At 43.5% G+C, this 13,282-nt stretch carries 15 protein-coding genes; 7 read left to right on the top strand and 8 right to left on the bottom strand.

Going from position 1 to position 13,282, the window contains the following annotated elements:
- Nucleotides 1-4: 4 nt before the first annotated feature.
- The 5 genes from QFZ80_RS18680 to QFZ80_RS18660 all read right to left on the bottom strand — a co-directional run bounded on the left by QFZ80_RS18680 (nt 5) and on the right by QFZ80_RS18660 (nt 4,133).
- Nucleotides 5-700, bottom strand: coding sequence for a TetR/AcrR family transcriptional regulator (locus tag QFZ80_RS18680; RefSeq protein ID WP_307560455.1), 696 nt, complete (start codon nt 698-700; stop codon nt 5-7).
- A gap of 22 nt (nt 701-722) precedes the next feature.
- Nucleotides 723-1,769, bottom strand: a complete 1,047-nt coding sequence (locus QFZ80_RS18675; protein WP_307555320.1) for an ABC transporter permease — start codon at nt 1,767-1,769, stop codon at nt 723-725.
- A complete protein-coding gene (locus tag QFZ80_RS18670) occupies nt 1,766-2,494 on the bottom strand; it encodes an ABC transporter ATP-binding protein (protein WP_307555322.1) in 729 nt (242 codons plus the stop codon). Before QFZ80_RS18670 ends, QFZ80_RS18675 begins: the two co-directional genes overlap by 4 nt.
- Before the next feature lie 195 nt (nt 2,495-2,689).
- Nucleotides 2,690-3,382 carry a hypothetical protein gene (locus tag QFZ80_RS18665; RefSeq protein WP_307555323.1) on the bottom strand — a complete coding sequence of 231 codons (693 nt, stop codon included), beginning with the start codon at nt 3,380-3,382 and terminating at the stop codon, nt 2,690-2,692.
- Between the two features lie 118 nt (nt 3,383-3,500).
- Nucleotides 3,501-4,133: a YktB family protein gene (locus QFZ80_RS18660; RefSeq protein WP_307560453.1), complete on the bottom strand. Its 633-nt coding sequence runs from the start codon at nt 4,131-4,133 to the stop codon at nt 3,501-3,503.
- A 193-nt stretch (nt 4,134-4,326) separates the two neighbouring features.
- Here QFZ80_RS18660 and QFZ80_RS18655 point away from each other — a divergent pair, with 193 nt between their 5' ends.
- Nucleotides 4,327-5,172 carry a stalk domain-containing protein gene (locus QFZ80_RS18655; protein ID WP_307560451.1) on the top strand — a complete coding sequence of 282 codons (846 nt, stop codon included), beginning with the start codon at nt 4,327-4,329 and terminating at the stop codon, nt 5,170-5,172.
- Here the strand turns inward: QFZ80_RS18655 and QFZ80_RS18650 are convergent, their stop codons facing one another.
- The gene (locus QFZ80_RS18650; RefSeq protein WP_307560449.1) at nt 5,173-5,835 is read right to left on the bottom strand and encodes a response regulator transcription factor; all 663 of its coding nucleotides are present in this window, start codon (nt 5,833-5,835) and stop codon (nt 5,173-5,175) included.
- 18 nt (nt 5,836-5,853) lie between these two features.
- Nucleotides 5,854-6,990: a sensor histidine kinase gene (locus tag QFZ80_RS18645; protein ID WP_307560447.1), complete on the bottom strand. Its 1,137-nt coding sequence runs from the start codon at nt 6,988-6,990 to the stop codon at nt 5,854-5,856.
- A gap of 201 nt (nt 6,991-7,191) precedes the next feature.
- Between QFZ80_RS18645 and QFZ80_RS18640 the strand changes: the two genes are divergently transcribed.
- Genes QFZ80_RS18640 through QFZ80_RS18630 form a run of 3 tightly spaced genes read left to right on the top strand, consistent with a single transcriptional unit; the run spans nt 7,192 to nt 10,474 of the window.
- Nucleotides 7,192-8,127, top strand: a complete 936-nt coding sequence (locus QFZ80_RS18640; protein ID WP_307560445.1) for an ABC transporter ATP-binding protein — start codon at nt 7,192-7,194, stop codon at nt 8,125-8,127.
- Nucleotides 8,128-8,139: 12 nt separating this feature from the next.
- Nucleotides 8,140-9,327, top strand: a complete 1,188-nt coding sequence (locus tag QFZ80_RS18635; RefSeq protein WP_307560443.1) for an ABC transporter permease — start codon at nt 8,140-8,142, stop codon at nt 9,325-9,327.
- Entirely contained in the window at nt 9,320-10,474 is a 1,155-nt protein-coding gene (locus QFZ80_RS18630; protein ID WP_307555340.1) for an ABC transporter permease, read from the top strand. The genes QFZ80_RS18635 and QFZ80_RS18630 overlap by 8 nt, the downstream gene beginning before the upstream one ends.
- Nucleotides 10,475-10,528: 54 nt before the next feature.
- Here the strand turns inward: QFZ80_RS18630 and QFZ80_RS18625 are convergent, their stop codons facing one another.
- Nucleotides 10,529-10,627, bottom strand: coding sequence for a YjcZ family sporulation protein (locus tag QFZ80_RS18625; RefSeq protein ID WP_307555342.1), 99 nt, complete (start codon nt 10,625-10,627; stop codon nt 10,529-10,531).
- 217 nt (nt 10,628-10,844) lie between these two features.
- Here QFZ80_RS18625 and QFZ80_RS18620 point away from each other — a divergent pair, with 217 nt between their 5' ends.
- The 3 genes from QFZ80_RS18620 (at nt 10,845) to QFZ80_RS18610 (ending at nt 13,270) form a co-directional block, all read left to right on the top strand.
- Nucleotides 10,845-11,081 carry a DUF6953 family protein gene (locus QFZ80_RS18620; RefSeq protein WP_029195560.1) on the top strand — a complete coding sequence of 79 codons (237 nt, stop codon included), beginning with the start codon at nt 10,845-10,847 and terminating at the stop codon, nt 11,079-11,081.
- Nucleotides 11,082-11,297: 216 nt separating this feature from the next.
- Nucleotides 11,298-11,894, top strand: coding sequence for a hypothetical protein (locus QFZ80_RS18615; RefSeq protein WP_307555345.1), 597 nt, complete (start codon nt 11,298-11,300; stop codon nt 11,892-11,894).
- Nucleotides 11,895-12,274: 380 nt separating this feature from the next.
- Nucleotides 12,275-13,270, top strand: a complete 996-nt coding sequence (locus tag QFZ80_RS18610) for a LacI family DNA-binding transcriptional regulator (RefSeq protein ID WP_307560440.1) — start codon at nt 12,275-12,277, stop codon at nt 13,268-13,270.
- The last annotated feature ends 12 nt before the right edge of the window (nt 13,271-13,282 follow it).

The raw sequence follows: 13,282 nt of genomic DNA, 5'->3' as shown, positions 1-13,282 counted from the left end.
CTAGCTATGGCTTGCGAGGCGATAAGCCGTGCATGATGAAGTTAATCGTGTACTCGATTTCTTGGGGTTCATCCCATTCCGAATCCGGCACCAACAAAAATCGAGCAATCAGAAAGCCAAAAATCGTAGAGGCAATCAGTCGGATACTCGTAGCTTCTGGGAGCTCGATTAATTGACCTTCAGCCTGAAAATGTCGAATGGCTTTGTAAGCTTTTTCCAGCACTAATACGGCAACGGTTTCCTTAAACTGTTCACGCAGCTCCGTATGGAAAGGGATTTCATGCATGAAAATTTTGATAACAGGAAAATTTTTGCGGGCGAATTCTAATCGGTTCACCGTGATAGCGCGCAAGAATTGTTCCACATCAGGATAATCAGCTTCCAACACCTTGGTGAAGTCTTTCACTGCAAACGGTGCAATGAGCTTTGTCATGAGGGGGGCAACGATCGAGAGCAGCAGTTCTTTTTTCGTTTTATAGTGACGGAAAATGGTACCTTCCGCCACGCCAGCTTTTTGGGCTATTTCACTGGTCGAGGAGCCTGCAAACCCTTTCTCAGAGAAAATCTCTACGGCCGCTTGAACAATCTTTATCTGTTTATCGGTCATCTTCTCTTCCTCGTCATTTAGACGGAGAAGCTCAGTTAACCATGGCTCGATTTGGGGCAATGTGTTCACCTCTTCATTTAGCAAAACTGGCATTGTAACATAGGACATCCTAACATTATATCTTACGGTGCTTCCTGAGTGCCACTATGTTCAAGATCATGAAGCCAATCGTGAATGCTGCTAATACGAGAACGTCCAACCAAATGCGATCCCAACCTGCACCGCGGATCATAATATTCCGTAAGGCATCTGCTCCGTATTTAAGCGGCATGATGATACCAATCCAGCGAAGGTATACCGACATCGTATCGAGGCTGAATAAGCCTGAGAAGAACACCTGGGGTACGATAATAAGCGGAATGAACTGAATCATCTGGAATTCATTGTTAGCAAAAGCTGATATCAGCGTTCCAAGTGATAATGCAGCCAGCGCGAGCAGGACCGTGATCAGCAATACATACCAGAAAGAGCCGACCATCATTAGACCCAGCACACTAGTGGCGAACCATGCAATGAGCGTTGCTTGGAGTGTTGTAAATATACCGAAGCCTAGAATATAGCCGACAACGATTTCCCAACGACGAAGCGGTGTAGCCAGCAGCCGTTCTAAGGTTCCGCCGGTTCGTTCCCTCAAGAAGGAAACGCCAGAGAGCAGGAAGACGAAGAAGAAGACGAAGAAGCCTATGAGAACAGGACCGAAATTATCAAAAGCTGCCATATCAGCTGAGCCATGCAAATAGGTGATGGTTGGCGCTTGTAAATTGGAGCTTGAGTTAGCGCTGGAGTTAGTTGGAACGACGCTTTGCAATGCTTTTTGCAGCAAGAACAGCACAGCTCTATTTTTACTAGGGTCACTGCCTTCCAAGGTCACTTGCGGCGCTGTCCCATTCATCGTAATGATGGCATCTACATGTACAGCCTCTAGCTCAGTTTGAGCTTCATCTACCGTATAGGCTATTACTTCAGCATTAAGGTCCTGCAGTTTTTGAATGAGTGGAGCAGGCACATTAACAGCGCCTAGTTTAGGGACGTAGGTGTTGCCGTTAAAAACCAATGACATCATAAAAAGAATTAGCATTGGAGCTACAAGCATCATCATTAAAGTTCGTTTATCGTGAAAGAACTGGCGTAAAATACGGATCACAATCGCACGAATTCTCATTGCTTGACACCTCCATAATATAAGAATGCTTCTTCAATCGTTGCGGAGGAAGTAGCTCGTTTCAACTCATCCGGTGTTCCTACTGCTGTGAGTCTGCCATCACGGATCATCCCAAGCTGATGACATTTGTCAGCTTCATCCATCACGTGGGTGGTGACGAGAATCGTTGTACCCTGCTGACTGAGTTTCGTCAACTCTTGCCATATTGATTTCCGTAAGACGGGGTCAATACCCACCGTAGGTTCATCGAGAATTAGAATGCCTGGCTCATGCAGCAAAGAGATAGCGAGCGATAAGCGGCGCTTCATTCCTCCAGAATAATTGGAAATCTGCTTCTTCAAATGAGATCCTAGATCAACAAGCTCCATGACGTCATGGATGCGCTGATTGCGCTTTGTACTTGTTAACCCATACAAAGAAGCGAAAAACTCCAAATTCTCCTGAGCGGTTAGTTCGGCATATAGCGCATCCGATTGGGCCATATAACCAATTTTCGATAGCATCGCTAGCTGGGGCATTTGCTGCCCGAGCACATGTACGGTCCCAGAAGTGGGAACATCAATACCAGCAATCATACGTACAAGCGTTGTTTTCCCTGATCCGGAAGGGCCGAGCAATCCGAAAATATGGGCTTTCGGTACAGCTAGAGTAATGTCATTCAAAACAACCTTCGCATCAAATTGCTTGCTGACACCATGCACTTGAATAGATAGGTCCGTTGTCATAGTATTTACACCTCTCTCAGAGTGAGTAATCACTCATTTTTTACTTATGTACTCATCATACGCGATCTTATTGAAATTGAGAAGTGAGTAATCACTCATTTTAAAAAATGATTCAAATGGATCTATAAAATAAAACAGCAAAAAGGCATCCCAGAGGAACCCAGAGGAATGCCTTTTTGCTAACACTTACAGCTATCAGTCTTTGACTTTCGCATCTTTCTTACGGTCAACCCATTTCTCAATAGATGGGGTTAACTGGTCCTTAATGGACGCTACAAGCTTGTCCTTGGAAATGCCCTTAGACTGGGCAATCTCCGCCAGCGATTTGCCGGAACGGAGCTGGGCGTGAAGTTCGTCCTTGCTCAGACCGAGAGTCTTAGCGAGCTTCTCAGTATCCGGCTTCAGTCCGAACTTATGCCACTTCCCATGTCCTTCATGGCCTTCTAACAAGTTTTTCTCGTTGAGGATGAACTTCAAATGCTCACTGAGCTTCATCTTCATGTGCTCGCCTTGATCTGCTGTCAGCTTGCCGTCTTTGACGGCCGCTTCAATTTTGCCTGTTCGCAGCTGCTGCAGTTTGGCCGTCAAGTCGGCTTCACTGATGCCTTTGTCTGCGGCTGCTTCAATGATGCTTTTACCGCTCTTCAGTGCTTTGACGAGCGCTTCCTTGTCAATGCCGATGACCGTAGCAGACTCATCGATAATCGGCCATTTGCGGCGATGACCGCCTTGCTCCTTCTCATCGGTCTGATGCAAACGAATCGTTTGCTCCTGATCCTCGGAAGGAGATTGAGCCGCAGCCGTTATGGAGGGGAGAGCACTGCAGCCAAGAGCGATTGTGAGAGCAATTGAGCTCACCATCAGCTTTTTCATATACGTAGGGTTCATACTTGTTGGATCCCTCCTTTCCTATTGGATTAGGACTACAGCACTTAGTCTGTGCAGGAGGGGTTAATTTTACTTTAAAGGAACCTTAGTCCCACATAAAAATTTCCATAAATCCGATTTACTTTGCGTTCACAGCCATCTTGTAAAGGGGGATGAGCTTCTCAAAGGTTTGTTTAATAAGCAGCTCAAGTTCAGCTGGTTTCTCTAGCACGGGATCCTTGAAACTGAGGTTGCGGCCGATGAGCAGCTCCGCTTTTTTGACATCGCGGAATCGAATTAATGCATCGTTCCAGCCGCTGCGGTCTAAATCGGCAAGGGAGGTGACGTCTTTTTTCATATGATCGAAGGAAAGAACGAAATCGGATGGAATCTCCTCTTGCATACGGTCGATTTCTTTCATGTAGGTAGTTGCAATGTTACTTTTATTCGGGAGTTCATAAATAAGTGCCAACCAGATAAAGACACGATCATCAAATAGACCGACCTGGAAGTGAGGTACCTGTTTATACCCTCGTTTGTTTGGACAAATTGCCAGCCAAGTATCGACTGGGGGATTCACTTTGCGTCTTAAGTGTTTAGCGATATGTAAGAACATTTCTGTACCGGAAAGGACTGACAAATCCTGAGCCAAAGAATCACCTAATGCTTTGAATTTAGGCTGAATGCGTTCTCGAATGGCTTCCATACGACCATCAAGACCTTCTATAGCAAAGGTATCGAAATCATGTTGTGCAAATCCAGTGAAACTCATCTGTTTAATTCCTCTTTTCAATTACGTTTTCAATTATTCTAAAGCAATTCGTGTATTCCCGCAATGATTACGAGTTTCCTAGAAAGGAAGTAGGCCATTGGACCGATTTTATAGCGGAAAAGCAGGGAAAAAGTGGAACCATGCCGAAATATGAGGTAACTATCAATTAGGAAAGACAGGAGAATTTATACTTATGCGTATGTCAAAATGGTCCAAAATTGCGGTACTAGGCACTTTAATGGGAACTTGTTTCACAGCAGGTGTTTATGCACAGGATGTTCTGCAGCGTGTTGATGCTTACTTAAGAAATGATTTTAAAGTCGTGGTGAACGGGCAAGAAGTGAAGCTGGCGAATCCGCCTTTAATTTATAATAATTCCAGTTATTTGCCTGTGAAGGAGCTAGGAACCTACCTAGGAGCGGTTGTGAATTGGAAGGATAGCACGAAAACAATCTATCTGAATTCCCGAGTTAATCCTCAGCAGCCAGCGGAAGGCAACGAAACGAATTATACAGAAATTGTGCTGCAGTACCCTTATCCACAGTACTTTGATTATTTAGGGGGGACTTACCCGGTTCTTGTTAATATGACGGATCAGACGTATTACCGATTGAAAGATTTGGACCGAATGGGTGTCTCTACAGGCGGATTGCGGAAAGCGAAGGAAAAGTATTCAGAGGATATCTATGTCAGCGAAGAAGAATTGAAAAAAAGCTGGAAAGAAACGCCGCAAATTTCCTATCTCATTAATGAACCCATCGTCATTACAGGGGAGCAGGATCCAGTCAAGCTCAAGACAATTAGAGAATATGTGGAAGGTTTCCGATACTATGAGATCAATAAAGTACCTTACATGACGAATCCGATTATCATTGATGCGCTGCCTGAAGAGAATACATACAGCTACTTACTTACGGAAAATGGGCATTTCTATCGCACAACTCTCAAACTGACGCAAATAAATGGCAATAATAATAAGCCTGATTATGTGGTTGGAAGCTCTTCCAAAGAGGACATTCAGGTGGCGAGAGTTAAATAATTAACTACCGGTGCCTGATTGCTTTTTTAAATAGAAAATAGCAATTTGCGTGCGATCTCGGAGGTTCAGCTTGCTGAGAATTTCCGTAATATAATTCTTAACTGTACCTTCGCTCAGGAATAGCTCCTGGGCGATTTCTTTATTAGATAGACCTTCAGCAATTTTCGCTACGACTGCTTGTTCGCTGGCTGTTAATCCATATTCACTAAGTGGTTTGGCTGCAGGTACGTTCGAAGATGAACTAGCGCTGATAAAAGTCGTCAATTTCTTGGCAATATCCGCATGAATAAGTAGATTGCCTTGTTCTACCGTCTTGATTCCTTGAATAATCCGATCCGGTGAAATATTTTTGAGTAGATAACCGCTGGCCCCGTTTCGCAAGGCCTGAACGATAAATTCATCATCGTCGAATGTGGTCAGAATAAGCACGGCTATATCCGGATAAGCTTGCTTAATCTTCAAAGTGCCCTGTACACCGTCACAGATTGGCATCCGAATATCCATGAGGACAACGTCAACCTGGACGCCGTTCTGGATAAAAGCAAGAGCTTCGTCTCCATGCATACACGTACCAACGACCTTCATATTTTCGTCAAGTCCAATGATTAATTGTAAGCTTTCGCGGATGAATGGATCATCGTCTGTAATGAGCACATGAATCATGCTGTGGTCAACCCTTTCTTAGGTAGATTCAATTTGGCGAAAAGTAGGCAAGACAGTTGTCACTGTAAATCGATCCTCGATTGACAGAATCAGCTGACCGCCAATGAGCTTGCTTCGTTCTTCCATGCCTGACACTCCTAGTCCGTTTATACTGCGCTCAGTAGGCAATTTACCGTTATTCGAAATACACATTGTAATTTGTTTAGATTCATAGGTTAACTGAATAAGAACCTGGGTTGCGGATCCGTGACGAATGGCATTCGTGATGGCTTCTTGTGCGTTACGGTATAGAATGAACTCTAGACTCGGATACAGCACGTAGGGCATCCCCTGTATCTCAACCTCAATAGATATCCCTTTATCTGCTGTCAGTCCTTCAATGAGCCTCTCCAGTGAATAGGTTTGCAACGTTTCTTCATCTGGTTTCAGTCTACGTACGGTGGAGCGCAGCAGTTCCATGCTTTCTGTTAACTGGTCACGAACTGACATTAACATGTCTACGCCTTTCTTCTGTTGAGTAGGAAGGATCTGCAAGGATGCTTCCATCATCATTTTTAGCCGGATCAGCTTGTGTCCCAAATCATCATGAATATCTCGGGAAATCCGATTGCGTTCGTCCGTTTGTGCGATGTTTTCGACTTTTCGGGCGTAATCCATTAATTGAATGCGAGCTTCGTCCAGCTCGTAATGCTGCCTCCGAAGCCTATCGTAGAGCAGCTCAACTTCCTCTTTGTTTTGCTCAGTCTGGAGCATCTGCAGCAGGAGCAGCGTCACAGACATGAAGATGAGATTGGCAATAAGGTAGTAGCTGTTTGGCTGATTCTGTAAGGATATGTTCAATACAATCAAGTGAATACTCACGAAATAGTATCGAATATGACTATTTACGGTCGTTACATAGGATAAGAGCGTGGAGTAAAAGGTGATGAATAAAATGCCGTCATAGTGATAGCTCAACCATCCACTGAATCCGATTTCGAGTAAAAGCATCCATGCTGATCTCGAGAATATCGTTCTGCGCAGTTCAGCGATCCAAATGAATAAGAGAATGAGGAAAACATACATGCCATTGGATGAATAGCTTTCGAGATACATCGAGGCAATCGCTGGGATGAGAATGAGTAAATAACGGGTTAACGAGCTTAATTGTGTCAATCGATTCCCTTCCTTTGCAGGGCAAGTATTAGCAAAGTATACCATATTAACCAAGTGGGTTAACACGTCTATTAGACAGATAATGACTTTTGTCACCTTTGAATAATGACTTATTCTACCTGTTAAGGGGATCTCTTGGCGATACAATGATTGTAATAACACCAGTTGGAAATAGGGAATTGGGAAAAGGGAGAGGATCTTATGAGCTTTGTTCAAATAAAAAATGTTGTCAAAAAGTATAGCAATCAAATTTCTGTCGATCATTTGAATTTATCGATTCATGAAGGTGAAATTTTCGGATTGTTAGGACCCAATGGGGCCGGGAAAAGCACAACGATCAAAATGCTAAGCGGCCTGCTCAAAATCGATCAAGGTGAAATGTTTGTTGATGGGCTCTCGGTTGCAAAAGATACAATTGAAGTGAAACGGGGAATTGGTCTTGTTCCACAAGATCTCGCGATCTTCGAAAGCTTAACAGCGCGAGAAAATGTCACTTTTTTCGCGAAATTATATGGCTTAAGAGGTAAACTGCTGAAAGACAGAGTGGAGGAAGCGCTGGAATTTGTAGGACTATCAGACCGCGCTCGCGATAAACCGAGTTCCTTTTCGGGCGGAATGAAGCGCAGATTGAACATTGCTTGTGCAATTATGCATCATCCAAAGCTGATTATTATGGATGAACCTACCGTGGGCATCGATCCTCAGTCCCGAAACCACATTCTGGAATCAGTTAGGACGCTGAACCGTATGGGCTCAACGATCATTTATACCTCACACTACATGGAGGAAGTGTCCGCCATATCCACGCGGGTCGGCATCATGGATCATGGGCACCTCATTGCTTGTGGGACTCACGAAGAATTGCGCGGTAAAGTTGAGCAGGACAATAAAATTATCATTCAAGCAGCTAACCTGAGGGAAGAAGCCGTCAAAGAATTAAGGGATCATCCGCGGATTAAGCAAGTCACCATACATGAACAGACACTTGAACTGCTGGTGGGTTCCTCGCAAGCCTATTTGCAAGATATCCTGTTTATCCTTTCCAAACACGAAGTGAAAATTCAATCGCTCACGCAGGTGGAGCCTGATCTTGAGGCATTATTTCTGTCGTTGACCGGAAGAACCTTACGGGATTAGGAGGAGGTCACCATGCCGATTTGGATCATTGCTAAGTATGAAATATTGCGTTTTATGCGCATGCGATATGTACTCATTATTCAGTATTTGATGCCGCTTTTACTTATATTCATTTTGGGATCGGCGCTCTCAGGCACGTTCAAAATGGAAGATCGGACACTGAAGCCCGTTAAGGTAGATGTGGTGCAGTCAGATTTAGGAGTCTTAAGCGCAGGGTTAACTAGCTTTCTCAGCACTCCGGAGTTAATGAAGATCATACAACCAATGAACATTCAATCACGTGAAGAAGCAGTAAAACGGCTCAAATCTGGGGATTCGGAGTTTGCACTCATCATTCCAAGTGATTTTAGCAGCCGCGTGCTTGAAGGAAAGGAAGCAGAGTGGGAGATGATACTTGGCCAGGATTATGGGCAAAATTTGACCGCTAAGATGACGCTTCGCTCCTTTTTGGAACAAGTTAATTATAGGCAAGCCGCGATAATTTCAGCAGGCCCCGGGGGAGCGGAAATGTTGCAGAAACAAGGTAGTGACGGATTTTTCAAACCAACAGCGGAGGCTTCTTCGCATGTACGGCTAGGCAAGCTTACTTCTTCTAATTCCAACTATACGGCAATGCAGTATTACACAGCGTCTATGCTAGTCATGTTTTTGTTATACTCGGGCATGGGAGCGGCATTGGGTTTGCAAGGAGAGAAAGAAAGTCACACGTTATCACGCTTAAATGCGATGCCCATTCATGAATATCAAATTTTGCTAGGTAAAATCCTTGGAAATATCTTCATTTCGATACTCCAGGCAGCAATCATTATTATTGCAACTATTCTGTTTTATGGTGTCGATTGGGGAAATGACTTCTTCCACCTCTTCCTGGTTTGCTTATTGATTATCGTGGCTTCGATGAGTCTAGCGATATTGATTATGCTGGCAGCGAAATCGTCTAAAGCAATCAATACGACGTTCCAAATCATCATTCTTGTCATGACCTTCCTGAGTGGAGGTTTCACACCTCTTCCAGAGGGTCTTCTGCAGCGAATGGGAGAGTTTACGCTCAATCACTGGGCCATGCAGAGTATGTTTCGGATTATGCTCGGAAGTGATGCTGCTTTCATAGGGTATCATCTATTGATCTTAGCTAGTATTAGTGGGGGACTGTTGCTTCTTTCCCTGATTGTATATCGGAAGGCGGGATATCATGAATAGCTTATTTATAGCGCTCAATATGCTGCGACGTACACTTTTTCAGAAAAAAGGCTTTTTGATGTATTTAGTCATTCCAGCAGCAGCGGTTTCGCTAATCATTGGTGTACTTGGTCAACAGAGCGAGCACGGGGTTGATATTGCTTATATCAATTTGGATCGAGGAGCGATGGGTTCCCATCTCTTGCAAGAACTTTCTATGCTGCCAGATTATCGGCTCAAACAAGAAGCTTCTGAAACAGCACTTAAAGAAATGGTTACGAAGCAAAAAGTGAGCAGCGCTTTTCTGATTCCTGAAGGATTCAGCGAGACGTTGATGAAAGGTGCATCAGCGCAAATAGATATGTACCAACTAAACATAAATGAGGCTTCGATTACGCTCAAAATCAATCTGGATAGTATTCTATCTAGATATCAAGGAACGATTGAGCTGTATAGCCAGCAAGGGTTCCAAGATGCAGCGCTACACGAAGCAGTGGAGAAAACGATTTCTCAGATGGAGAAGCATCAAGTAAAGGAGCGAATTACTGACCTTGATTTATATGTGAATCCGAAAATGAATACTGTGATTGGTTTCATGCTGATGTTCATGATGGGGTTAATCAATAACACCGTTTCCGTGATTATGGATGATCGTAGACAACGAACCATGGCTAGAACGTATTCGGCGCCGGTTCATTCTTTCGAAATTGTACTTGGAAATTTCATAGGCAGTTTCCTGGTTGGGACGTTGCAGGTGCTTGTCATCCTTTTATTTACGCGTTATGTAACGAATTATGAGTACGGACTTCCGTTTTTATCGCAGTTTATTATGTTGGAGTTTTTCTTATTAGCCAGCATGGGAATTGCCAGTGCGGTAGCTAGTATGGTTAAGAATGCGTCGAATATGAGCGTGATTAATTCTCTCGTTGTTACCCCAACGTGTATGTTAGGCGGATGCTTCTGGCCGATCAGCTTTATGCCGGAATGGATGCAGAAAATTGCGAATTTCGTTCCGCAAAAGTGGGTGATTGAGGCCATTCAGCGAATGGCTTCTGGTCAGACTCTGTCGCAGATGTGGATGCACATGGGCGTACTCACCTTATTTGGACTGATTCTTCTAGGCGTCGGTTCGGTTATTCTTAGACCGGGTGATGCCGAGGTTAGTTAACAAAGTAAAAGGGCTATCTGCTTCAGCAGAATAGCCCTTTCATTTTTAAGTGAATTAGATAAAGAAAGCACTAGTGATAATTACCAACAAAATGAAGAGAACCAAAACGGCTGCGGAAGATCTATAACCACCGACACCTGCATCATAACCCATTTAAATCACCCTTTCGTTTTACAATCTGTTCGTTTGTCTTACGAGATAGCATATGGAGCTCTACCTAGGAATGAATGGGCTATTCGGATTTATTAGGATGATTGTGCTCCTGTACCTATTCGGACGATGATTTCGAAAAGATTGTGTTCCTATGGTACAATAGCGTCACTTGCCTGTACACAGGCCTTAGACATACGAATAAAGGGAGAGAATGCAAATGGCCGTTACGGCGAATGAAGTTGCAGAATGGATGATGGAGCAGTTGAAATCCGCGGGTATTTTATATCAGAAAGAAGCAGTGGACTATATAATTCAACATTTTGGGGAATCCTTCATATATGTGAACGAGAATGGGAATCAAGCGATTTCCAAAGATGTGAAGAAAATCTTTAAAAAACTTCATGGCGGTAAAGCAGCTTGGGAGCGCGATGGATTTTTCTGGGGATGGCATTAAACGCATAGGTACTGCATAGGCAGAGGCCGTTTTCTTCCAGTTTAGGGCTGAAGCCGTTAGAATACGGGCATCAGCTTTTTTTGTACGTTTTTCCTTAAAAAAATGTCAATAATCCAAGTTGCTAAAACATAGAATTCATAATAAGATAAGAGTAAGCAGATAAGTTGTCTGAATATTTAAACAAAATAATATGCGCCAATTATGGAGGGGATTGCCGTGAGTAAGAGTCATGAAGTGGAGTATTGCAACCTAGAGTTACGATTTGATCGCCGGCTAATCCGGAACTTCATTAAAGCACTCATTCAGGAAGGTTATTCTCTGTATTGGAACGAAAGCGAACTGCAGTTCATCATTTCCATTCGCACAGGACGCAAGCTGATTAAGCTGAAATTCGAACGAATCGGTGAAAAGTATAAAATTGTAGGCAATTATTCCTTCAAAGATGAGAAGCTTGCCGAAATGATGGAGAAGCTGATTGGTGATACACGTGGTCATGCTGTTGTAAAAAGATTCAAGGATCGGCAAATTCTCATTGAGAATATTATGTTCGGTGAAATTATTCGAATGGTCGAGATTAGCGGTATCGAACATAAAGTGCTGTATCAGAAGGAGCCTGCCGTGACCGTAGAGGAAGTCATGCAAGCGCTGCGATCCAAGCGTACCGACGATCGAATTCCAATTTTACGGATGGAGCTGGATTACGAACTAGCTACCCTGCATGATGCGATGGTTTCAGGCGATGTCAAAGCGGTCATGGAGAGTAAAACCAAGCTGATCGAAATGAGACAAGAAATGCTCTTATTGGAGATGTGAAAATGAATATTGGAGTTAAATAAGAGGAGAGTCTGTATCTAGCTATAGATATGGTCTCTCTTTAAATTTATTGGTCGAATTATGCTTGTTAACCCGGACTTCATCGTATATAATTAATTCACGAAAGTTAAAGCGCTTTAACTTTCGAAGGGGATCGGTTTTTGGAAGAAACCTAGAATATTTCAATATTCTAAAATTAAGGGGGGAGTAATCACTAAAAGTTAAAGCGGTTAAACTTTTAACACGCTCAAGCTGGAGGAATGCTGCGTGCCATATTGCATTTTCCTCTTGTATATTTGAAACGCTAATTGTGGTACTTTGGAAACATGCTGTAAATCGACTTGATTACTGCAATTATAGAGCTACAGGAGTTGTTTTATATGAAAGTAAGCATCTTTGACGTCGCCAAGAGAAGCGGTTTGTCAGTCGTCACTGTTTCGCGAGTCATTAATCAAGCAGGCACTGTACGTGAAAAAAATCGCCAAAAAGTGCTGCAAGCGATGAAAGAGTTAGATTACCATCCGAATGCAGCTGCACGAAGCTTGGCTCGTGGCAAGACGGGTATTATTGGACTCGGCATTACCACTTTAAATGATTCTTTCTTGGATGCAGTAGTCAAAGAGATTAACGATCGGCTTGCTGAAAAAGGTTACTTCTTAGCGCTTTCGATATCAACAGACGTGTTCGCATCTTTCGATAATTCCATGTTCCAAGAGGACCGTGTGGACGGTGTTATTATGCTCTCGCCGGTTCATGAGGATGATTATGTCATGGAATTGAAAAAGAAGAAAATTCCTTTCGTCATGCTGGATAATCAGCATATTCATCCCTCGATATCCTCTGTAATTATTGATAATTATAAAGGTGGCTACGATGCCACGAAACATTTAATTGACCTAGGCCACACGGAGATTGCCCATATTTCCGGGCTTGAACCTTACTTAAGCAGCAGCGAGCGGCGGCGCGGTTTCGTCAGTGCGATGCAGGAGGCAGGTTTGGATCCTTCTTGGATTGAAAAAGGTAATTTCAGCATCACCTCCGGTTACCAAGCGGCAAGTCGCTGGATTCAGTCGAGAAAACTTCCGAGTGCGGTATTTGCCGCCGATGATCTGACAGCTTTTGGTGTGATGGACGCGCTCAAAAATGAGGGCTACAAAATACCGCGTGATCTGTCAATTGTTGGTTTTGATGATCAGATTTTCTCGGAGGAATTCCGCCCCAGGTTAACAACCGTTCGTCAACCGGCGGACAAAATGGGGCAGCATGGCGTCGATATTTTGCTTAAGTGGATTGATGGTACAGCCAAACGTAATATAACGGTGCAATTGGAACCGGAATTAATCATTCGAGAATCCACCACAAGTAAGCGAAACTAGAGATGATGGATA

Origin of the sequence: Paenibacillus sp. V4I7 (genome assembly GCF_030817275.1) — a bacterium.
Classification (GTDB): Bacteria; Bacillota; Bacilli; order Paenibacillales; family NBRC-103111; genus Paenibacillus_E.
This window is presented reverse-complemented; position numbering and strand designations above follow the sequence as displayed.